At 70.7% G+C, this 20,118-nt stretch carries 19 protein-coding genes; 10 read left to right on the top strand and 9 right to left on the bottom strand.

What is annotated here, in order from left to right; translation table 11 throughout:
* Nucleotides 1-94 precede the first annotated feature (94 nt).
* Together ACH427_RS06265 and ACH427_RS06260 are read right to left on the bottom strand one after the other, a co-directional pair.
* On the bottom strand, nucleotides 95-1,351 hold the full coding sequence (locus tag ACH427_RS06265; protein WP_398868221.1) for a hypothetical protein: 1,257 nt from the start codon (nucleotides 1,349-1,351) through the stop codon (nucleotides 95-97).
* 10 nt (nucleotides 1,352-1,361) lie between these two features.
* Nucleotides 1,362-1,637, bottom strand: coding sequence for a MoaD/ThiS family protein (locus tag ACH427_RS06260; protein WP_398868297.1), 276 nt, complete (start codon nucleotides 1,635-1,637; stop codon nucleotides 1,362-1,364).
* A gap of 146 nt (nucleotides 1,638-1,783) precedes the next feature.
* Between ACH427_RS06260 and ACH427_RS06255 the strand changes: the two genes are divergently transcribed.
* The 4 genes from ACH427_RS06255 (at nucleotide 1,784) to ACH427_RS06240 (ending at nucleotide 8,256) form a co-directional block, all read left to right on the top strand.
* Nucleotides 1,784-3,517, top strand: coding sequence for an ABC transporter ATP-binding protein (locus ACH427_RS06255; RefSeq protein ID WP_398868220.1), 1,734 nt, complete (start codon nucleotides 1,784-1,786; stop codon nucleotides 3,515-3,517).
* Between the two features lie 110 nt (nucleotides 3,518-3,627).
* Nucleotides 3,628-5,523, top strand: coding sequence for an ABC transporter ATP-binding protein (locus ACH427_RS06250; protein WP_398868296.1), 1,896 nt, complete (start codon nucleotides 3,628-3,630; stop codon nucleotides 5,521-5,523).
* 906 nt (nucleotides 5,524-6,429) lie between these two features.
* A complete protein-coding gene (locus ACH427_RS06245) occupies nucleotides 6,430-7,206 on the top strand; it encodes a response regulator transcription factor (protein WP_398868219.1) in 777 nt (258 codons plus the stop codon).
* 24 nt (nucleotides 7,207-7,230) lie between these two features.
* A complete protein-coding gene (locus ACH427_RS06240; RefSeq protein ID WP_366008233.1) occupies nucleotides 7,231-8,256 on the top strand; it encodes a LacI family DNA-binding transcriptional regulator in 1,026 nt (341 codons plus the stop codon).
* 6 nt (nucleotides 8,257-8,262) lie between these two features.
* On the opposite strand, the gene ACH427_RS06235 is transcribed toward ACH427_RS06240, so the two are convergent.
* Both ACH427_RS06235 and ACH427_RS06230 read right to left on the bottom strand, forming a co-directional pair.
* Entirely contained in the window at nucleotides 8,263-8,445 is a 183-nt protein-coding gene (locus tag ACH427_RS06235) for a DUF397 domain-containing protein (RefSeq protein WP_398868218.1), read from the bottom strand.
* Nucleotides 8,446-8,457: 12 nt separating this feature from the next.
* Nucleotides 8,458-9,309, bottom strand: a complete 852-nt coding sequence (locus ACH427_RS06230) for a helix-turn-helix domain-containing protein (RefSeq protein WP_398868217.1) — start codon at nucleotides 9,307-9,309, stop codon at nucleotides 8,458-8,460.
* 217 nt (nucleotides 9,310-9,526) lie between these two features.
* Here ACH427_RS06230 and ACH427_RS06225 point away from each other — a divergent pair, with 217 nt between their 5' ends.
* Both ACH427_RS06225 and cspE read left to right on the top strand, forming a co-directional pair.
* The gene (locus tag ACH427_RS06225) at nucleotides 9,527-10,030 is read left to right on the top strand and encodes an ATP-binding protein (RefSeq protein ID WP_398868216.1); all 504 of its coding nucleotides are present in this window, start codon (nucleotides 9,527-9,529) and stop codon (nucleotides 10,028-10,030) included.
* Between the two features lie 38 nt (nucleotides 10,031-10,068).
* The gene (gene cspE, locus ACH427_RS06220; RefSeq protein WP_398868215.1) at nucleotides 10,069-10,278 is read left to right on the top strand and encodes a transcription antiterminator/RNA stability regulator CspE; all 210 of its coding nucleotides are present in this window, start codon (nucleotides 10,069-10,071) and stop codon (nucleotides 10,276-10,278) included.
* 156 nt (nucleotides 10,279-10,434) lie between these two features.
* On the opposite strand, the gene ACH427_RS06215 is transcribed toward cspE, so the two are convergent.
* From ACH427_RS06215 to ACH427_RS06200, 4 genes are all read right to left on the bottom strand, one after another.
* Nucleotides 10,435-11,259 (bottom strand): SAM-dependent methyltransferase, encoded by an 825-nt coding sequence (locus ACH427_RS06215; RefSeq protein ID WP_398868213.1) that lies wholly within the window; start codon nucleotides 11,257-11,259, stop codon nucleotides 10,435-10,437.
* Between the two features lie 41 nt (nucleotides 11,260-11,300).
* Nucleotides 11,301-12,683 carry a sensor histidine kinase gene (locus ACH427_RS06210; protein ID WP_398868212.1) on the bottom strand — a complete coding sequence of 461 codons (1,383 nt, stop codon included), beginning with the start codon at nucleotides 12,681-12,683 and terminating at the stop codon, nucleotides 11,301-11,303.
* Nucleotides 12,680-13,414, bottom strand: a complete 735-nt coding sequence (locus ACH427_RS06205; RefSeq protein WP_398868211.1) for a response regulator transcription factor — start codon at nucleotides 13,412-13,414, stop codon at nucleotides 12,680-12,682. The genes ACH427_RS06210 and ACH427_RS06205 overlap by 4 nt, the downstream gene beginning before the upstream one ends.
* 90 nt (nucleotides 13,415-13,504) lie before the next feature.
* Nucleotides 13,505-14,662, bottom strand: a complete 1,158-nt coding sequence (locus tag ACH427_RS06200) for a S1C family serine protease (RefSeq protein ID WP_398868210.1) — start codon at nucleotides 14,660-14,662, stop codon at nucleotides 13,505-13,507.
* Between the two features lie 38 nt (nucleotides 14,663-14,700).
* Between ACH427_RS06200 and ACH427_RS06195 the strand changes: the two genes are divergently transcribed.
* Complete coding sequence (locus ACH427_RS06195) at nucleotides 14,701-15,123, top strand: DUF1876 domain-containing protein (RefSeq protein WP_398868209.1); 423 nt, start codon at nucleotides 14,701-14,703, stop codon at nucleotides 15,121-15,123.
* A 215-nt stretch (nucleotides 15,124-15,338) separates the two neighbouring features.
* Here ACH427_RS06195 and ACH427_RS06190 read toward each other — a convergent pair whose 3' ends face one another.
* Nucleotides 15,339-17,132 carry a bifunctional metallophosphatase/5'-nucleotidase gene (locus tag ACH427_RS06190; RefSeq protein ID WP_398868208.1) on the bottom strand — a complete coding sequence of 598 codons (1,794 nt, stop codon included), beginning with the start codon at nucleotides 17,130-17,132 and terminating at the stop codon, nucleotides 15,339-15,341.
* 128 nt (nucleotides 17,133-17,260) lie between these two features.
* Here ACH427_RS06190 and mshD point away from each other — a divergent pair, with 128 nt between their 5' ends.
* The 3 genes from mshD (at nucleotide 17,261) to ACH427_RS06175 (ending at nucleotide 20,096) form a co-directional block, all read left to right on the top strand.
* Complete coding sequence (gene mshD / locus ACH427_RS06185; RefSeq protein ID WP_398868207.1) at nucleotides 17,261-18,184, top strand: mycothiol synthase; 924 nt, start codon at nucleotides 17,261-17,263, stop codon at nucleotides 18,182-18,184.
* Nucleotides 18,185-18,747: 563 nt separating this feature from the next.
* Nucleotides 18,748-19,134 (top strand): GntR family transcriptional regulator, encoded by a 387-nt coding sequence (locus ACH427_RS06180; RefSeq protein ID WP_398868295.1) that lies wholly within the window; start codon nucleotides 18,748-18,750, stop codon nucleotides 19,132-19,134.
* On the top strand, nucleotides 19,131-20,096 hold the full coding sequence (locus tag ACH427_RS06175) for an ABC transporter ATP-binding protein (RefSeq protein WP_398868206.1): 966 nt from the start codon (nucleotides 19,131-19,133) through the stop codon (nucleotides 20,094-20,096). The genes ACH427_RS06180 and ACH427_RS06175 overlap by 4 nt, the downstream gene beginning before the upstream one ends.
* The last annotated feature ends 22 nt before the right edge of the window (nucleotides 20,097-20,118 follow it).

The raw sequence follows: 20,118 nt of genomic DNA, 5'->3' as shown, positions 1-20,118 counted from the left end.
CTCGCTCCCCCGGGTCACGGTCAGGCCCCCTGCCTGTGCAGGGAGCCTAACCGGACGGCGCGGAAAACCGGCGAACCCGCTGATCAGGGGACGATCAGCCGAGAGCCCGGCCGAGCACGTAGACGGCCGGGGCGGCCGCCGCCAGCGGGAGCGCGACGCCCGCCGTCATGTGCACGAAGCGGGACGGGTAGTCGTAGCTCGCCGCGCGCAGCCCGGCCAGCGCGCAGACGCCCGCGGCCAGGGCGAGCAGCGCCGCGGAGGTCCCGAAACCGGTCAGCTGGCCGGTCGCGACGCCCGAGCCCGCGGCCGCGATCAGGGCGACGACGGGGGAGGCGACCGACGGCAGGGGCAGCGCGCGGGCCAGTGCCGTCACCGCCACCGCGACCGCGCCGATCACGACGGCGTCGGAGGTCGTGGCGGCCAGGTGCCCGGCCGCGACCACCGTGAGGGCGGCCGAGGCGCCGGCGACCATCAGACCGTACAGCCGCTCGTCGGGCGCGGCGTTGCTGCGCAGCTGGAGCACCAGCGTCAGCAGCACCCACACGCCGAGCGTGCCCATGAGCACGGTCGGCGCCTGGTCGGCGTCCGTGGCCAGCAGCCCGATGTCCGCGGCCAGACCGCCGAGGAAGGCGAGCGCGATGCCCTGCCGGGCCGGCCACATGCCGTTGAGCCGGAACCAGCCCGCCGCCGTCACCGCCTGGAGCAGCGCCACCGGCACGGCCAGCGCGACGTGCCCGAGCGGCGCGGCCGCCGCGAGCAGACCCGCGAGCACGGCGGTCAGCACGGCGGGCCGGAAGCCCGGCGCGAGGATCTGCGGGCGGCCCTCCGCCTTGGCCTTCTCGGCCGCGGTCATCGGCCGCTCCGGAGCTGCGGGCGCGGGCGGCACCTGCGAGGAAGCGGCAGACCGCGCCTCAGGCTGTGCGGAAGGCCGCTCGGCCGGCATCTGCCCGAAGCCGTCCGCCTCCGGCGCCGCCGCGCGGCCGTGGCTCGCGAACGCGCCGTCCTGCGCGGGCTCGCCGGGCCACGACGCGCCGTAGCCCTGATCCGCCGCCGAGGGCGCGACCGGCTGCTGCCAGGTCTGCGTGTCCCAGGTCGGGGTCTGCCAGGTCTGCGTCACGGGCTCCTGCTGCGCGTAGCCCTGCTGCCCGCCCTGCGTCGTGGGCCACGCCGAGGGGCTCTGCGGCTGCTGGGGCTGTGCTTGCGCGTACGGGTCGTACGGCTGATAGGCGTCGTAGCCGGGCTGGGCCGGAGGCTGTACGCCCTGCTGGTCGTAGGGACCGTACGGTTCACGTGGTTCGTACGGTTCGTAGGGCTCTCGCTGCCCGTATCCGTTGTGCGGCTGATTGCTCATCGTGCCGGGGTCACCCTCCTGCGAAGGGCGGGAGCACCTCGACGGTGCCGCCCTCGGCCAGTTGGACCGTCGTGTGGTCGCGTGTGCCGACCGGGTCGCCGTCCACGAGGAACGAGCAGCGCTGGAGCACCCGGGCGAATTCGGGGCGCTCCAAGTGGCGCCGCCGGGCCGCGTCCAGCGCGTCCGCGAGCGTGCGCGCGGCGTACGGCTCCTCGGCCGTGCCCGCCGCGGCCTTCGCCGCGGCCCAGTAGCGGATCGTGCCCGCCGGCCCCGGCTGCCTCGGCAGCTCCACCGGCCGCGCCGGTTGTGTCGTCGCCACGGCGACCCCTTTCCTTCATGTGCGGCTCCCATGATGACGGGTGTATGCGGAGTCACGACGCCCACCTGCAAAACGGGAAGCCGTGTGGCGGGGGCCTCACATAGGCTGCATGTGTGTTGGTACGACTTACGCGGGCGTATCTGAGGCCCTACTCCAAACCCATCGCGCTGATCGTGCTCCTACAGCTCGTCCAGACGCTCGCCACGCTCTACCTGCCCACCCTGAACGCGGACATCATCGACGGCGGTGTCGTCAAGGGTGACACGGGATACATCCTCCGCTACGGCGGCTGGATGCTCGGGGTGACCCTCGTCCAAGTCGTGTGCGCCGTGGGCGCCGTGTACTTCGGCGCCCGGACGTCCATGGCGCTGGGGCGCGACCTGCGCGCCGCCGTCTTCGACCGGGTGCAGTCCTTCTCCGCCCGCGAGGTGGGCCAGTTCGGCGCGCCCTCGCTGATCACCCGGACGACCAATGACGTCCAGCAGGTCCAGATGCTGGTCCTGATGGCGTTCACGCTGATGGTGTCCGCCCCGATCATGTGCGTCGGCGGCATCGTGATGGCGCTCAACCAGGATGTGCCGCTCTCCGCGCTGCTCCTGGTGATCGTCCCGATCCTCGGCATCATCGTGTCGCTGATCATCTGGCGGATGCGCCCGGTCTTCCGGGGCGTCCAGGAGCGCATCGACACGGTCAACCGCGTGCTGCGCGAGCAGATCACCGGCATCCGTGTCATCCGCGCCTTCGTCCGCGACACCCACGAGCGGCGGCGCTTCGGGGGTGCCAACACCGAGTTGATGGACGTCTCGCTCAAGGCCGGCCGGCTGATGTCGCTGATGTTCCCGTCGGTGATGCTGGTCGTGAACCTCTCCTCGATCGCCGTCCTGTGGTTCGGCGGCCACCGCATCGACGGCGGCCACATGGAGATCGGCGCGCTGACGGCCTTCCTCAGCTATCTGATGCAGATCCTGATGTCGGTCATGATGGCCACCTTCATGTTCATGATGGTGCCGCGCGCCGAGGTCTGCGCCGAGCGCGTCCAGGAGGTCCTCTCCACCGACTCCAGCGTCGTGCCCCCGGCCGCGCCGGTCACCCGGCTGCGCCGCTCCGGCCATCTGGAGCTCACCGGCGTGGAGTTCCGCTTCCCCGGCGCCGAGGAGCCCGTCCTCAAGGACGTCTCGCTGGTCGCCCGGCCCGGCGAGATCACCGCCGTGATCGGCTCCACCGGCAGCGGCAAGTCCACGCTGCTCGGCCTGGTGCCCCGGCTCTTCGACGCCACGGCGGGCACGGTCCTGGTCAACGGCGAGGACGTCCGCGAGATCGACCCCGTGCTGATCTCCGAGACCGTCGGCCTCGTCCCGCAGAAGCCCTATCTCTTCTCCGGCACCGTCGCCTCCAACCTCCGCTACGGCAAGCCCGACGCGACCGACGAGGAGCTGTGGCACGCGCTGGAGACCGCGCAGGCCCGCGACTTCGTCGAGAGCATGGACCTCGGCCTGGAGGCGTCCATCGCCCAGGGCGGCTCCAACGTCTCCGGCGGCCAGCGCCAGCGCCTGGCCATCGCCCGCGCCCTGGTCCGCCGCCCGGAGATCTATCTCTTCGACGACTCCTTCTCCGCGCTCGACTACGCCACCGACGCGCGGCTGCGCGCCGCGCTGGCCCGTGAGACCGGGGACGCGACCGTCGTCATCGTCGCCCAGCGGGTGTCCACCATCCGTGACGCCGACCGCATCGTCGTCCTCGACGAGGGCCGGGTCGTCGGCACCGGCACCCACACCGAGCTGATGGCGTCGAACGAGACCTACCGGGAGATCGTGCTCTCCCAGCTCACCGAGGAGGAGGCGGCGTGACGTCCCCGGAAAAGCCGGCGCAGCCGGGCCAGGAGGGCGGGCAGCCCGGCGAAGGGTCCGGCGGGACGCCGCGCAGAGGCCCCGCCCCGGCGGCCGGCATAGGCCGCTTCATGGGCGGCCAGCCCACCGAGAAGTCCATGGACTTCGCGGGCTCCAGCAAGCGGCTGCTGGCCGTGCTCCGGCCCGAGCGGGCCCTGATCACCGTGGCCCTGCTGCTCACCCTGGGCAGCGTCACGCTGTCCGTGCTCGGCCCCAAGATCCTCGGCCGGGCCACCGACCTGATCTTCGCCGGCGTCGTCGGCCGGGGCTTCCCCGAGCACGTGACCAAGGCCCAGGCCATCGACGCCATGCGGCAGAAGGGCGACGGCAAGGTCGCCGACCTGCTCTCCTCCGTCGACTTCACCCCCGGCAAGGGCATCGACTTCGGCGCCGTCGGCGACGTCCTGCTCTGGGTGCTGCTGATCTACGTCGCCGCCTCCGTCTTCGCGCTCATCCAGGCCCGCATCGCCACCGTCGTCGTCCAGCGCTCGGTCTTCCGGCTGCGCCAGCAGGTCGAGGACAAGCTGGGCCGGCTGCCGCTGAGCTACTTCGACAAGCAGCAGCGCGGCGAGGTCCTCTCCCGGGCCACCAACGACATCGACAACATCCAGCAGACCTTCCAGCAGACCCTGAGCCAGATCGTCACCTCCGTGCTCACCATCGCCGGTGTGCTGGCGATGATGTTCTGGATCTCCTGGCTGCTGGCCCTGATCGCGCTGGTCACCGTCCCGGTCTCCGTGATCGTCGCGACCCGCGTCGGCAAGCGGGCGCAGCCGCAGTTCGTCGCGCAGTGGAAGAGCACGGGCAAGCTCAACGCCCACATCGAGGAGATGTACACCGGCCACTCCCTGGTCAAGGTCTTCGGCCGGCAGAAGGAGTCCGCCGAGACCTTCCGCAAGGAGAACGAGGACCTCTACGCGGCCGGCTTCAAGGCGCAGTTCATCTCCGGGATCATCCAGCCCGCGATGATGTTCATCGGCAACATCAACTACGTGCTCGTCGCCGTCGTCGGCGGTCTGCGCGTCGCCTCCGGCTCGCTGTCCATCGGTGACGTCCAGGCGTTCATCCAGTACTCGCGGCAGTTCAGCCAGCCGCTCACCCAGGTCGCCTCCATGGCCAACCTCGTGCAGTCCGGCGTCGCCTCCGCGGAGCGCGTCTTCGAACTGCTCGACGCCGAGGAGCAGTCCGCCGACGCGGCCGCCCCGGCGGAGCCGCGCCCGGTGCGCGGCGAGGTCGCCTTCGAGGAGGTCTCCTTCCGCTACGAGGCCGACAAGCCGCTCATCGACGGCCTCTCCCTGACCGTGAGCCCCGGCCAGACGGTCGCCATCGTCGGCCCCACCGGCGCGGGCAAGACCACCCTGGTCAATCTGCTCATGCGGTTCTACGAGGTGAGCGGCGGCCGCATCACCCTCGACGGCGCCGACATCGCCGCCATGCCGCGCGAGGAGCTGCGCTCCCACATCGGCATGGTCCTCCAGGACACCTGGCTCTTCGGCGGCACCATCGCCGAGAACATCGCCTACGGTGCCGAGGGCGCCTCCATGGAGAAGATCGTCGAGGCCGCGAAGGCCACCCACGTCGACCGCTTCGTCCGCACCCTCCCCGACGGCTACGACACCGTCATCGACGAGGAGGGCTCCAACGTCAGCGTCGGCGAGAAGCAGCTCATCACCATCGCCCGCGCGTTCCTGGCCGAGCCGGAGATCCTCGTCCTCGACGAGGCCACCAGCTCCGTCGACACCCGCACGGAGGTGCTGATCCAGCACGCCATGGCTCAGCTGCGGACGGGCCGCACGAGCTTTGTGATCGCCCACCGGCTCTCCACGATCCGGGACGCGGACGTGATCCTGGTGATGGAGTCGGGGCACATCGTGGAGCAGGGGACGCACGAGTCTCTGCTGGAGGCGGACGGGGCGTATGCGCGGCTTTATGCGGCGCAGTTCGCGGAGGCGGTTGCCGGGGGCTGAGCGGTTTTTGTCTGCGGGTGCGTTGCCGGGTGCGGGTCCGTTGTGCTTTCGGTGGGGTGCCGGGTGCGAGTTTGTTGTGGTTGCGGTTCGGGTGGCCTCAAGCGCCGGCCGGGCTGGTTTGTGGTGGGTGCCGGGGGTGGGTCTTCCGGGCTGGGGACCTGGAACCCGGTGCGGGTGCCCTTTGCGTATTGAGTGCCGCGAATTCGCACCGCGTTCCAGAACCCCACCCTCCAGCCCCACCCCCTCCCACCGGAGAGCGAGTGCGGGACGTGTCCGCTTCAGGGTTCGCATTCAGCCCGTTGGGGGCACCTCCCAGCGCTAGCTGGGGGAGTTTGAGGACAACGCGCGAAGCGTGTTGCGGGGTCTGGGGGCTTGCCCCCGGTTTCGGGAAGGGGCGGGTAGGGGAAGAAGCCCGCCGCAGGCGCCGACCGGCCGGCCGCCGGGGCCTGGGGCACGTGCCCCAGTGCGGGAAGGAGCGGGCTGGCAAAAGCCCGCCGAACGCGCCACGCGCCCCCATGCCTCAACGCGCCCCCCATGCCGCGATGTCAAGCCCCACCCCCCACGACCACCCGAAGTGACCGACGAAACACAAGGTCATGCAAAATCGTCCGGCCACCGCAAAGCCCCGTGGGCTATCCTGCTGCGCAGAGAGGATCCGGGCAGAGCAGCCCCCGGGTCCTTTTGTGCATTCAGACGCGCGCCCGCGCGGATGAGCGCAAGCGCGCTCCAGGGCGCGCACCCCGAAGACCGCCAGCACAAAACCGTACGAAGCAGAGCCGCACACTCCCCCAGTGCGTCAGCCTGGGTGGTATCCCCTTTGCAGGGACCGAGGAGGACCGACGTCATGGGCGAGCGAAGCGCGCGCGACACCCGGAAACGTACGACGACCCCGGCAGGGGGCGGCCGATGAGCTCTCTGCTGCTCCTTACCAACGCCCTCCAGCCGTCGACGGAGGTGCTGCCCGCCCTGGGCCTGCTCCTGCACAGCGTGCGGGTGGCCCCCGCCGAGGGGCCGGCGCTGGTGGACACCCCCGGGGCCGACGTCATACTGATCGACGGCCGCCGCGACCTCCCGCACGTACGCAGCCTCTGCCAGCTGCTGCGCTCCACCGGCCCCGGCTGCCCGCTGATCCTCGTGGTCACCGAGGGCGGCCTGGCCGCCGTCACCGCGGACTGGGGCGTCGACGACGTCCTGCTGGACACCGCGGGGCCCGCCGAGGTCGAGGCGCGGCTGCGGCTCGCGATGGGCCGCCAGCAGATCTCCATGGACGACAGCCCGATGGAGATCCGCACCGGCGACCTCTCCGTGGACGAGGCCACCTACAGCGCCAAGCTCAAGGGGCGGGTGCTGGATCTGACCTTCAAGGAGTTCGAGCTCCTGAAGTATCTCGCCCAGCACCCCGGCCGGGTCTTCACCCGGGCCCAGCTGCTCCAGGAGGTCTGGGGCTACGACTACTTCGGCGGCACCCGGACCGTGGACGTCCACGTGCGACGGCTGCGCGCCAAGCTCGGGCCCGAGCACGAGTCCCTGATCGGCACCGTCCGGAATGTCGGGTATCGCTTCGTGCTCCCCGAGAAGCCGGAGAAGGCCGCCGAGCGCCCCGATGACCGCAAGCCGGAAGAGGGGGCCGGGATAGAGTCCGCGCCCCCGGAATCCCATGGTGCTCGACCGGCCAAACGCTAGGTGGACCCGCGTAGACTGCCGCGCGTGGCCAAGGTGACGCGGGACGATGTGGCGAGACTGGCGGGGACGTCGACCGCGGTGGTCAGCTATGTCATCAACAACGGTCCGAGGCCCGTGGCCCCGGCCACGCGCGAGCGTGTCCTCGCCGCGATCAAGGAGCTCGGCTACCGCCCCGACCGGGTCGCCCAGGCCATGGCCTCCCGACGGACGGATCTCATAGGTCTGATCGTCCCGGACGCACGGCAGCCGTTCTTCGCGGAGATGGCACACGCCGTCGAGCAGGCGGCGGCCGAGCGCGGGAAGATGGTCCTCGTCGGCAACTCCGACTATCTCGACGAGCGCGAAGTGCACTATCTGCGCGCGTTCCTGGGCATGCGGGTCTCCGGCCTGATCCTGATCAGCCAGGGCCCCAGCGAGCACGCCGCCGCCGAGATCGACGCCTGGGACGCCCGGGTGGTCCTGATGCACCGGCGCCCCGACGCGATCGACGACGTGGCCGTCGTGACGGATGACGTCGGCGGCGCGCAGCTCGCCACCCGGCACCTCCTGGAGCACGGCCACCCGTACGTCGCCTGCCTCGGCGGTACGGAGGAGACGCCCACCGTCGGCGACCCCGTCACCGACCACGTCGAGGGCTGGCGCCGGGCCATGCGGGAGGCCGGGAAGTCCCTGGAGGGCCGGCTCTTCCAGGCTCCCTACAACCGCTACGACGCCTATCAGGTCGCCCTGAAGCTGCTCTCCGGCCCGGACCGGCCGCCCGCGCTCCTCTGCGCCACGGACGACCAGGCCATCGGCGTCCTGCGCGCCGCGCGCGAGCTCCGCATCGACGTGCCGCGCGACCTGGCCGTGGCGGGCTTCGACGACGTCAAGGAGGCGGCCCTGACGGACCCGCCCCTGACCACCGTCGCCTCCGACCGCATCGCCATGGCCCGGGCCGCGGTGGATCTGGTGTTGGACGACGGCCTCCGCGTGGCCGGCTCGCGCCGCGAGCGCCTCAAGCAGTTCCCTTCGGCGCTGGTGGTCCGCCGGTCCTGCGGCTGCGGCGGCTGAACCCGGTCAACGGATCTGTCCCTTGAGCATCCGGATGAGGGTGCGGAATTGGGTGACGGTGAGGGTGAGGACGGTGGTGGGGTTGTCGCTCTCACGGAGGAGGAGGGTTCCGTTGGGCGAGGTGGTTATGTTCAGGCAGGCGTCGCCTTCGGAGCAGTAACTGGACTGCTGCCAATTGCCGGGGGTCATTGGCCGCTTCCTTCACAATTGTTGGGCGATATTGTGGATGAAGTCGCGTGACTCGCTCTCTTTCAGCGCGATTGCCTCCATCCGGTCAAGCAGTACCCGGTACTTGTTCAACTGCGCCTCGGCGTCGAGCAGCACAGAGCCGTGCGATTGATCGAGGTGCACAGTGTCGAGCTGCGGAACCGGGCCGTGTGCGTAGCAGATGGACTGTGCAGAACCGGGATACGCTCCAGCGTCGAACGGGATCACCAGTACCGTGATGTGTTCCTGCTCGCTGAGCTCCAGCACGTGTTCAAGTTGACGTCGGGTGACCTCGGGGCCGCCGAACTTCATTCGAAGCGCGGCCTCGTGAATGATGGTTGTGTACGGGGTCGGGGTGTCGCGGTAAAGAATCACCTGACGTCTGATCCGGTAAGCCACTCGGTGTTCGACTTCTGGGGGCGAGAGCTCCGTCACGCCATTGCGGAAGACTTCACGTGCGTGTTCCGCTGTCTGCAACAGTCCCGGAATGTGCGCTGTGTAGGCCGTGCGAATGCGCACCGCATGGTGTTCCATCTCGGCCAGGTCGAGGAGCGACGACGCCAGGATCTCGCGGTACTCCTCCCACCAGCCGCGCTTCCGTTCTCCGGCCATGCTGACGAGCCCCTCGATCAACTCCTCGTCCGAGCAGTCGTAGTGACGCGCCCAGGAGCGGATTCGCTCCGCGCTCACCCCGAAGCGGGCCACTTCGACGTTGCTGATCTGGGCCTGGCTGGCGCCGAGGACGCGGCTCGCCTCGGTGGCGGACAATCCCGCGCGCTCGCGGAGCCTGCGTAGCTCGGCCCCAAGTCGCAGTCGTCGTGCGGTCGGTGCGGGCCTGCTGGCCATACCCGCTCCTCCTTGCCTGTGCATCGTGCGCATCCGTCACCCGTACGAGCGCACATCTCAACTATTCGGCAGATCGGCATGAATTTACATGCACGGCAGCGCTACGGTGTGACTCAGGCCACCAATCGGCCCGCCGTGCAAACGGAAGCGCATCGCCCTGCTCGGGCGACATTGACACCGTGCGGCAATCGCCAACCACCTCCTCCAAGGAGCCGTCATGGCAACCGTATCCCCGGAGAACCCCTGGTCGTACACGCTCAACCTGCCGAACGACCCCCGCTCCGCGTGGATCGCCCGCATCACCCTGCGCGGCGTGCTCAGCAGTCACGAGCTCAACGAACTCCGCGACGACGCCGAGCTGTTGACCTCGGAGCTCGTCACCAACGCGTACCGCTATTCCGACGGCGCCGTCGAGCTGCGGATCCGCGAACTCGCCACCCCCGGCATCCGCATCAGCGTGTGGGACACGAACCCCGAAGTGCCCGAGCCGTTCGAGCAGCCCGTGCTGCGGCCCGTCGAGCCCCGGCGCACCGACACGACGTACGGCAGGGGGCTGTTGATCGTCCGGCGCTGCGCGGACAACTGGGGGAGCACCTCCTACGGGCACCGCTGGTACGGGCCGGGGTTCCGGGGGAAGTGGCTGTGGTGCGAACTCGGGGCGAAGCGGGGCGCCGAAGGCGCCGGTCGGGCCAAAGTGACCCCTCTTGTCAGTGGCACGTGAGACGGTGATCTCCAGTCCGCCGACAGTGAGGATCCGTAATGGCGAAGATCAAGGGCCAGGTCAAGTGGTTCAACGAGTCGAAGGGTTTCGGCTTCATCACCCCGGCGGACGGGAGCAAGGATGTGTTCGTCCATTTCTCCGCGATTCAGGGCAACGGCTTCAAGACGCTGGCCGAGGGGCAGCACGTGGAGTTCGAGATCCAGGACGGCCAGAAGGGCCCGTCGGCGGTGAACGTCACCGCTGTCTGAGAAGTCAGTGTGGCGTGGTCGTCGTGATCGTGTGCCCATTGCATGTCGGCAAGCTAGGCGGATCGCGACGACCCATACGCACGACGCTCGGCAAGTGCCCCTGACTGCACGCGAATTGGTGGCGGCCCGGCCGGGCGTTCGAGACGAACCGGCTGCTCAGACCCGCTTCGCGTGGAAGATGCCCCACACGATGAGCCCCTTGCGGCAGGCCGCCGCCACCTGGGGCAGGCTCCGGCGCAGGCCGTCGAGGTAGGTGGCGTTGACGGAGGCCGCGAGGGTGGGGGAGGGGGAGAGGACCTGCTCGGTGAGGCGGTCGTAGTGGGTCTGGAGGTGGTCGCTCAGATCCTCGAACGTCACGTCGGCCAGCGGCAGCTCACGCAGCTGGTCCTGGTAGAAGCCGAGGGTGGCGAACTCCTCGATGGCCAGCCGCTCGGTGAGCGGGCGCAGTTCCTCGGCGGGGGCGTCCACGGCGGCCATGAAGTCGGTGAAGACCAGCTGCCCGCCGGGCCGCAGGACGCGCACGGCCTCGCGCAGCGCGGTGGGGCGGTCGCCGCTGTGGCACAGGGCGTCCTGCGACCAGACGACGTCGAACGAGCCGTCGGGCGCGGGGACGTCGTGGAAGGATCCGGTCACGACGTCGATCAGGCCGTCGAGCCCGCGCGCGAGGTTGAGCTCGTGGTTCCGGCGGTTCTGCACCTCGCTGATGTTGAGCGCGGTGACGCGGCAGCCGTACGTCTCGGCGAGCTGCCGGGCGGCACCGCCGTAACCGGAGCCCATGTCCAGGACGGTGCTGCCGGACCCGAGCGCGCCGGCCGTCTTCGCGGCCATCCGCTCGACGGTCCGGCGGGCGGCCACGGCCACCGCTTCGTGCGCGTTGTCGTAGATGCCGACGTGGATGTTCTCGCCGCCCCACGCCTGCGCGTAGAAGCCGTCGACGTCGCTGGTGTCGTAATACGTCCGTGCCACATTGTCCTCAGCCATGGCGCATACCTAGGCAATACGCGCCCGGCGCAAACCCCCGGTCAGAGACCGGGTGGCGCCACCGGTGCGCCCGGCAGCCGGACGGACGCCACCGCGCCGCCGCCTTCCGCCGGGCCGAGGGACACCTCGCCGCCTGCCTGGCGCACCGTGCGGGCCACGATCGAGAGGCCCAGGCCGCTGCCGGGGAGGCTGCGGGCCGAGGGGGAGCGCCAGAAGCGTTCGAAGACGTGCGGGAGTTCGTCGGCGGGGATGCCGGGGCCGTGGTCGCGCACGGTCAGCTCGCCGCCGGTCAGGGTGACCTCGACCGTGCCGCCGGGCGGGCTGAACTTCACCGCGTTGTCGAGGAGGTTGACCAGGGCACGCTCCATGGCCGCCGGTTCGGCCCGTACGAACCAGGGGTCCATGCGCACCGCGAACCTCAGGCCCGAGCCGCGCAGCCGGGCCCGCTCCACCGCGCGCCCGACCGCCTCGTGGAGGGCGATCACCTGCACCGGGCCGCCGTCCGGCGCGGCGTCCGGGCGGGAGAGCTCCTGGAGGTCGCCGATCAGCGCCGCGAGCTCGGTCATCTGCGCCTTGACGCTGGCGAGGAGCGCCTTGCGGTCCTCCGGGGGGATCGCCCGGCCGGTCTCCTCGCTCCGCACGAGCAGATCGATGTTGGTGCGCAGCGACGTCAGCGGCGTACGCAGCTCGTGCCCGGCGTCCGCGATCAGCTGCTGCTGGCGGTCGCGGGAGGAGGCGAGGGCGGCCGTCATGGAGTTGAAGGAGCGGGACAGCCGGGCGATCTCGTCCTCGCCGTCGACGGGGATGCGCACGGCGAGATCCTCCGTGCGGGCGATGTGCTCGACCGTGTCCGTCAGCCGGTCCACGGGCCGCAGGCCGGCGCGGGCGATGCCCAGGCCCGCGGTGGCGGCGCCGAGGACGCCGACCCCGGCGGTGAAGGCGAGGACGAGCGCGAGCTTGTTGAGCGGCTTGTCGATGTCGCTCAGCGGCTGGGCGATCGAGACCGCGTAGACGCCGGGCACGGTGCTCGACGAGGTGGCGACGCGCATCTCCTGGCCGTTCTTCGCCCGCCCGTCGTGCAGCACCGGGTCCGGGCCGTTCTGCCCGACGGTCAGATCCTCCGGGGAGACCTCGACGGGCGACTTCCCCGGCGTCGTGCAGATCGCGCCCCGCGTCGTGATGATCTGGAAGGTGTACTGACTGGGGGTCGCCCGCTGCCCGGCGCCGCACGTGCGCTGGAGGTCGACGACCGTCTCGTCCGTCGGCCGGACGTTGGTCAGGGTGGTGTCCCGCTGCTGTTCGAGCTGCTGCTTGAGGACCACCCAGGAGACCCCCGCGACCGCCGCGACCGCGACGGCGACGGCGGCCGCCGAGAGCAGCGCGAGCCGTGAGCGCAGGGGCAGCCGACGGAAACGGCCGATCATTCGGACCCGCCGCCGTCCGCCCGCAGGACGTATCCGACACCCCGCACGGTGTGGACGAGCCGTGGCTCGCCACCGGCCTCCGTCTTGCGGCGCAGATACATCACATACACATCGAGGGAGTTGGAGGACGGCTCGAACTCGAAGCCCCAGACCGACTTCAGGATCTGCTCCCGGGTGAGGACCTGCCGCGGGTGCGCGAGGAAGAGCTCCAGCAGCGTGAACTCCGTGCGGGTCAGCTCGACCGGCCGGTCGCCGCGGGTCACCTCGCGCGTGGTGAGGTCCATGTGGAGATCGGCGAAGGCGAGCGTGTGGGAGACCGCCTCCACGGCCGCCGCCGCGTAGGAGCTGCGGCGCAGCAGGGCGCGGATCCGGGCCAGCAGCTCGTCCAGCTCGAAGGGCTTGACCAGATAGTCGTCCGCCCCGGCGTCGAGGCCGGTGACGCGGTCGCCGACGGTGTCCCGGGCGGTGAGCATCAGGATGGGCACGGTGACCCCGGAGGCGCGCAGCCGGCGGGCGGCGGTCAGGCCGTCCATCCGGGGCATCAGCACGTCGAGCACGATCAGCTCCGGGTCGTAGGCCGTGACCTTCTCCAGCGCGTCCAGCCCGTCGACGGCGAGCTCCGTGCCGTACCCCTCGAAGGCGAGACTGCGGCGCAGCGCCTCGCGGACGGCGGGCTCGTCGTCCACGATCAGGATGCGGGCGGGCTGGTCGCCGTGCTCGGCGGGGCTCATCGGCTTACCTCACGGGTCTACGGGTGGCGTCTCCTGTCCCCCTCAGCGTCGCACGCCGGGCGGTGGCGGGTTTCCTCCCCTGTGGACAACTCAGCTGCCGCCCGCCCGGAGCTTCGCCAGGTCGGCCTTGACGGTGTTGATCGGGATCGCGAAGCCGAGGCCGACGCTGCCCGCGGAGTCGCCCTGGCCGCCCGAGGAAGCGGACGAGTACATCGCGGAGTTGATGCCGATGATCTCGCCGCTCATGTTGATGAGCGCGCCGCCGGAGTTGCCGGGGTTGAGCGAGGCGTCCGTCTGGATGGCCTTGTAGGTGGTCTTGGAGGAGCCGGTGTCGCCGTTGTACTGGTTGCCGCCGAACTCGAACGGCCACTGCGGGAAGCCGCCGCGGCCCTGCCGCTGCTGCCCCTGGTCCTGGCCCTGCTCCTTGGCGACCGTGACATCGCGGTTGAGGGCGGAGACGATGCCGCTGGTCACCGTGCCGGTGAGGCCCTCGGGGGAGCCGATCGCGACGACGTCGTCACCGACCCGGATCTTGCCGGAGTCGCCCAGGGTCGCCGCCTTGAGGCCGCTCGCGCCGTTCACCTTGATCAGGGCGAGGTCCTTGTCGGGGTCCGTGCCGACGACCTTGGCGGTCTTGCTGCTGCCGTCGCTGAAGGAGACGTTCACGCTGTCGGCACCCGCGACCACGTGGTTGTTGGTGACGATCTCGCCGCCGCTCGTGACGATCACGCCGGAGCCGGTGGACTCGCCGGAGGTGGTCTGCGCCTTGATCTCCACGATGCTCGGGCTGACCGCCTTGGCCACGGCGGAGACGCCGCTGGTCTTGGAGGACGCGTTCTGCACGGGCGTCGAGTGGCTGCTGGTGCCGGAGTGCGAGGCGAACTCGCCGACCAGGGCGGCCGAGCCGCCGCCGACGACGGCCGCGACCAGCGCGCAGGCGGCGATGAGCGCGACGGGGCGGCGGGCGCGGGGCGCGGCGTGGGTGTTGCCGTTGCCGTTGCCGGGGATGCCGTTGTCGGGGGTGCCGAAGCCGGTGTAGCCGCCGTCGCCGGGGCCACCGGTGCCGCCCGCGCCACTGCCGTGGGCCGCGCTGCCGTGGGCTGCGCTGCCGTCGCCGGGCCAGACGGTGACGCCGGACGCCGTGGTGACCGGCTGCTGAGGGGCGTACGACGGCTGCGCCGGGTACGCGAAGGGCTGCTGCTGGAAGTCAGGTTCCTGTGCGCCGTTGCGGCGGTCGTTGTCCGTCATGGCTATGACTGTGCTCCGGCTAGATGAAAACAGTCTGAGTGGGCCCTGAGAAGCCCGACAGAAGCGGGTATGCCCGGTATAAGGACCGGTCGGCGACCGGATGGGTGATCTTCGGCCGCCCGGGCGGGGAGGCGGTCCCGTCGAGGGTACTGACTGGTAGCCGCGGGCGGGCGCTTCCGGCCGGCCGGGGCTTCCCGGACGACGTCGCGGAGGTAGTGATCATGCAGGTGGCCGGCTGGCACGTCGAGGTCGAGTTCGACGAGGACGAGACGCGCACGCGCGCGGCGGCGCTGCTGCGGCTGCGTGACGGCACGGACTTGAGGGGGCGGGGGCAGGCTACGCGGGATCCCCGGGACGCTGACGAGCGGCGGATCGGGGAGGAGCTTGCCGGGGGGCGGGCCTTGCTCGATATCGGGCAGCAGTTGATGGTGAAGGCGGGGGCTGAGGTTCAGAATCTTTGAGGGTGGGGGCGGTGGGGTGGGCGCGGCGCGGTTGCGCCTGCGGCGTTTTGTCCCCCTGCCCCGCCCCTTCCCGAAACCGGGGGAGGCCCCCGGACCCCCGACGCGGCTGCGCCGCGTGTCCTCAAACGCCGGACGGGCTGGATTTCGCGGACCGTAGCCGCATATCCAGCCCGTCCGTTGGTTTGGAGACCGCCTGACCGCTAAAGGTCAGAGCGCTACTTCACCACGGTGATCCTGTCCGCCTTCGGCGGGCTCAGCGGATTCGTCTTCGACGAGTGTGCCGTCAGGTACGCGTTGAAGACGTCGAGGTCCGATGCCCCGATGCGCGGGTTCTTGCTCTCCTTGAACGCCGGGAAGCCGTCGCCGCCACCCGCAAGGAACGCGTTCGCCGCGACACGGTAGGTCTTCGCCGGGTCGATCGCCGCGCCGCCGAGCTTCACCGAGGAGACGTCGACGCGGGCCGCGCCCTTCTTCGTCATGTCGAGGGTGTAGGTGAGGCCCTTGCTGACCTGGAGGATGATCGGCTCGGCCTCGTTCACGCCGCTGACCTGCTGCTGGAGCAGGGAGAGGAGCTGGGCGCCGGTCAGGTCGGCCGTGGCCATCATGTTGGTGAAGGGCTGCACGGTGAAGGACTCGCCGTAGGTGACGACGCCGTCCCCTTCCGCCCCCGACGCCTTGTAGGCGAGGTCGGAGCGGATGCCGCCGGGGTTCATGAACGCGATCTGGGCGCCGCCCTTGTCAGCCGGGGCCAGGGCCTCCAGCTGGGCGTCGGCGATGACGTCACCGAGCGGCTTCTCGTAGTCCTGCGAGCCGCGGCCGTTGATGTCGGCGGAGATATAGCCCACCGGCTTGTTCGCCACCGGCGCGGACAGCTTCCGCCAGCGGTCGACGAGGGCCGTCATGTCGGGGGCCTTCGGCTGGTCGCGGTCCACGACGTGGTTGGCGGCGCGCGGGTGCTTCACCGGGGTGCGGACGATGTCCTTGGTCCGCCGGTCGTACGTCAGTGTGGTGTCGGTGTACAGCCGCCCGAAGGACGCCGCCGAGGTGACCGTGCGGGGCGCGCCCGACGGGTCGGGGATGGTGCAGGTGTACGCCGCGTGCGTGTGGCCGGTGACGAGGGCGTCGACCTTCGGCGTGATCTTCTTCGCGATGTCCACGATCGGGCCGGAGATCCCGGCGCCCGCGCCCGGGGAGTCGCAGTCGAAGTTGTACGCCCCGGAGGCCGGCAGCCCGCCCTCGTGGATGAGGGCGACGATCGACTTCACGCCCTGGCGGTCGAGCTCCTTGGCGTACTTGTTGATCGTCTCGACCTCGTCACCGAACTTCAGGCCCTTCACGCCCTCCGCGGTGACGACGTCCGGCGTGCCCTTGAGCGTGACGCCGATGAAACCGATCTTCACGCCGTTGTGCTTCCACACGGTGTACGGCTTGAGGATGGGCTTGCCGGTCTTCTCGTCCGTGACGTTCGCCGCGAGATACGGGAAGTCGGCGCCCTGGAACTTCTTGCCCTTCTCGAAGCAGCCGTCCTTCGGGTGGCAGCCGCCCTTCTGCATCCGCGTCAGCTCGGCGCGGCCCTCGTCGAACTCGTGGTTGCCGACGGAAGTGACGTCCAGCCCGAGCTTGTTCATCGCCTCGATGCTCGGCTCGTCGTGGAAGAGCCCCGACACCAGCGGGCTGGCCCCGATCAGGTCACCGGCCGCCGCGGTCACGGAGTACGGGTGGCCCTTGCGCGCCGTGCGCAGCGAGTTGGCGAGGTACTCCACGCCGCCCGCCGGTATGACCTTCTTCGTGCCGTCCGGCCGCAGCTCCGTGACGGTGCCCGAGGAGCCCTGCGGGGGCTCCAGGTTGCCGTGGAAGTCGTTGAAGGAGAGCAGCTGTACGTCGACCGTACGCGAGTGGTGGGCGCTCGCCGGGCCGGCCGTCGCCAGGACACCGGCGGTGGCCGCGAGTACGGCGACGGTCGTGGTCAGCCGTCTGGAGCGGCGCTTCCGTGGCGGCGTCGCGTGCATTTGTTCCCCTTTGTGCTTATGCGGTTGTTACTGGTCGCCGGAAGCTTAGAGTCAACGCGCGTAGCGCGTCAGGAGGGTTGAGATGACGATTCCGTAGCTCCTGGTGCCCGAGGTCGTAGGCTCGACCCATGAGTGACGTCGCGAACAACACAGGCGGCCAGCGGTCGGTCGAGGTAACGGAGGAACTCGCGCCCGAGGTGGCGCGGGAGGTGCTGGTGCTGATCGAGGAGGCCGCCGCCGTCGACGGCCAGCCGGCCGTCTCGGAACAGGGCCGCCTCCAGCTGCACGGGCGCCGCGCGGGCGTACGGCACGTACTGCTGCGCGACGAGGAGGGCGAGCTCATCGGCTACGGCCAGTTGGAGGACAGCGACCCGGTGGAGGCGCCCGCCGGCGAGCTCGTCGTGCACCCCTCACGGCGCGGCCGTGGGCACGGGCGGGCGCTGGGCAGCGCCCTCCTCGCGGAGTCCGGCAAGCGGCTGCGCGTCTGGGCCCACGGCGGCCACCCCGCCGCGCGCCACCTCGCGCAGGTGCTGGGCCTGAGCCTCTTCCGCGAGCTCCGCCAGATGCGACGCCCGCTGGCGGGTCTGGACCTTCCCGACCCGGTCCTCCCGCCGGATGTCACCGTACGCACGTTCCGCCCGGGCGCTGATGATGCCGCGTGGCTGTCCTTGAACGCCGCCGCCTTCGCCCACCACCCTGAGCAGGGCTCCCTCACGCAGCGGGACCTCGACGACCGCAAGGCGGCCGAGTGGTTCGACCCGGAGGGCTTCTTCCTCGCGGAGCGGGCCGGCGAGATCGTCGGCTTCCACTGGACGAAGGTCCATGCGGCGGAGGGGTTGGGTGAGGTCTATGTGCTGGGGGTCCGCCCCGGGTTCCAGGGGGGTGGCCTGGGGAAGTCGCTGACGACGATCGGGCTGCGGCATCTGGAGGGGCGGGGGTTGGCTACGGCGATGCTTTATGTCGACGCGGATAATGTGGCGGCTGTGGCGGTTTATGAGGGGTTGGGGTTTGGGGTGCATGAGACGGACCTGATGTATCGGACTGAGAGCTGATCTTTGGGTGCGGGTCCGTTGTGCTTTCTGTGGGGTGGCCTCAAGCGCCGGCCGGGCTGGTTTGTGGTGGGTGCCGGGGGTGGGTCTTCCGGGCTGGGGACCTGGAACGCGGTGCGGGTGCCGTTTCTTGTGTTGAGTGCCCCGAATTCGCACCGCGTTCCAGAACCCCACCCTCCAGCCCCACCCCCTCCCACCGGAGGGCGAGTGCGGGACGTGTCCGCTTCAGGGTTCCCATTCAGCCCGTTGGGGGCACCTCCCAGCGTTAGCTGGGGGAGTTTGAGGACAACGCGCGAAGCGTGTTGCGGGGTCTGGGGGCTTGCCCCCAGTTTCGGGAAGGGGCGGGGCTGGGGAACAACCAGCCCGTCCGGCGTTTGAGGACGCGGCCGCAGGTCGCTCCTGCCGCAGGCGGCAACGAAACCCGCGGCCGGGGCCTGGGGCACGCGCCCCGGTGCGGGAAGGGGCGGGGCTGGGGAGCAAGCCCGCCGCAGGCGACAGCCCGCCCATTTGACACGCACCAACCCCATGCCCCACCCTTTCACTAGTCAAATAGTGAAAGGGTGCTCGTGGTCGAGTTCCGCATCGACCGCCGCAGCGGGGTCGCCACCTACCTCCAGATCGTTCAGCAAGTGGAGCAAGCCCTCCGGCTCGGCCTCCTCGCGCCGGGCGACAAGCTGCCCACGGCCAAAGAGGTCGTCGCGGCCACGGCCATCAACCCCAACACCGTGCTGAAGGCGTATCGCGAGCTCACCCGCGACGGCCTGGTCGAGGCGCGCCCCGGGCTCGGGACGTTCGTACGGCGGTCGCTCGCCCGCCCGCAGGCCGGTGCCGATTCGCCGCTGCGCGCCGAGCTCGCCGAGTGGATGGAGCGCGCTCGCGCGGCCGGGCTCGCCCGGGAGGATGTCGCCGCGCTGGTCGGCTCCGTCCTGGAAGAGCGCTTCGAGGCCCCATGACCGACTTCACCTTCCGTCCCGGCCTGACCGCCCTGGAAGCGGTCGGGCTCGGTGTGAGGCACCGGCGTGGCTGGGCGCTGCGCGACTGTTCCTTCCGGCTGCCCGCGGGCCGCGTCTGCGCGCTGGTCGGGCCCAACGGCGCGGGCAAGTCCACGCTGCTGTCCCTGGCCGCCGGGCTGCGCAGGCCCACCGAGGGTTCGCTGACCGTCCTCGGCGGCAGGCCCGGCGACGAAGGGGTGCTGCCCCGTGTCGCGTACCTCTCCCAGAACAAGCCGCTCTATCCCCGCTTCACTGTCGCCGAGACCCTCCGCATGGGCCGCGAGCTCAATCCCGCGAGCTGGGACCAGGCCACCGCCGAGGCGCTCCTGGCGGACGACGGCCTGCCGATGGGCGCCCGCGTCGCCGACCTCTCCGGCGGCCAGCGCACCCGCGTCGCCCTGGCCCTCGCCCTGGGCAAGCGGCCCGAACTGCTGCTCCTGGACGAGCCGATGGCCGACCTCGACCCTCTCTCACGTCACCGCACGACCACCGCCCTGATGACGGCCGCGGCCGAGCGTTCCGTGACGGTCGTCATGGCTTCGCATGTCCTCGCCGAGCTCGACGGGATCTGTGACTACCTGCTGCTGGTCGCGGACGGGCGGGTGCGGCTGGCGGGCGAGGTCGAGGATCTGGTGGCGGCTCATTCGGTGCTTGTGGGGCGGTGCGAGGGTTCTGACGATCCGTTCGCCGCGCATACGGTGGTGGAGGCCCGGCGGACGGGCCGTCAACTGACCGCTCTCATCCGGCCGGAGGGCCGTCCGGTCCTCGGCTCTTGGCAGAGTGCGGAGCCGTCTCTGGAGGAACTTCTCCTGGCCCATCTTCGCTCGCCGGGGGTGCCTTCTCTTTTGACGCCTAGCGCGGAGCCGCGGGGCGGGGGCCGTGGCGCTCGCGGCGGGTCCCTCCCCTGCCCCGCCCCTTCCTGACCGCACCTGTCCTTGCGGGTCG

The organism is Streptomyces sp. NPDC020379, assembly GCF_044387105.1.
In the GTDB taxonomy this organism is placed as follows: Bacteria; Actinomycetota; Actinomycetes; order Streptomycetales; family Streptomycetaceae; genus Streptomyces.
This window is presented reverse-complemented; position numbering and strand designations above follow the sequence as displayed.

Bases quoted from the DNA above. Each gene is read 5' to 3' on its own strand.
- ACH427_RS06265 (WP_398868221.1), bottom strand. From the start codon at position 1,351: ATGAGCAATCAGCCGCACAACGGATACGGGCAGCGAGAGCCCTACGAA.
- ACH427_RS06250 (WP_398868296.1), top strand. From the start codon at position 3,628: ATGGGCGGCCAGCCCACCGAGAAGTCCATGGACTTCGCGGGCTCCAGC.
- ACH427_RS06245 (WP_398868219.1), top strand. From the start codon at position 6,430: ATGAGCTCTCTGCTGCTCCTTACCAACGCCCTCCAGCCGTCGACGGAG.
- ACH427_RS06235 (WP_398868218.1), bottom strand. From the start codon at position 8,445: ATGACCCCCGGCAATTGGCAGCAGTCCAGTTACTGCTCCGAAGGCGAC.
- ACH427_RS06230 (WP_398868217.1), bottom strand. From the start codon at position 9,309: ATGGCCAGCAGGCCCGCACCGACCGCACGACGACTGCGACTTGGGGCC.
- ACH427_RS06225 (WP_398868216.1), top strand. From the start codon at position 9,527: ATGGCAACCGTATCCCCGGAGAACCCCTGGTCGTACACGCTCAACCTG.
- cspE (WP_398868215.1), top strand. From the start codon at position 10,069: ATGGCGAAGATCAAGGGCCAGGTCAAGTGGTTCAACGAGTCGAAGGGT.
- ACH427_RS06215 (WP_398868213.1), bottom strand. From the start codon at position 11,259: ATGGCTGAGGACAATGTGGCACGGACGTATTACGACACCAGCGACGTC.
- ACH427_RS06210 (WP_398868212.1), bottom strand. From the start codon at position 12,683: ATGATCGGCCGTTTCCGTCGGCTGCCCCTGCGCTCACGGCTCGCGCTG.
- ACH427_RS06205 (WP_398868211.1), bottom strand. From the start codon at position 13,414: ATGAGCCCCGCCGAGCACGGCGACCAGCCCGCCCGCATCCTGATCGTG.
- ACH427_RS06200 (WP_398868210.1), bottom strand. From the start codon at position 14,662: ATGACGGACAACGACCGCCGCAACGGCGCACAGGAACCTGACTTCCAG.
- ACH427_RS06190 (WP_398868208.1), bottom strand. From the start codon at position 17,132: ATGCACGCGACGCCGCCACGGAAGCGCCGCTCCAGACGGCTGACCACG.
- mshD (WP_398868207.1), top strand. From the start codon at position 17,261: ATGAGTGACGTCGCGAACAACACAGGCGGCCAGCGGTCGGTCGAGGTA.
- ACH427_RS06175 (WP_398868206.1), top strand. From the start codon at position 19,131: ATGACCGACTTCACCTTCCGTCCCGGCCTGACCGCCCTGGAAGCGGTC.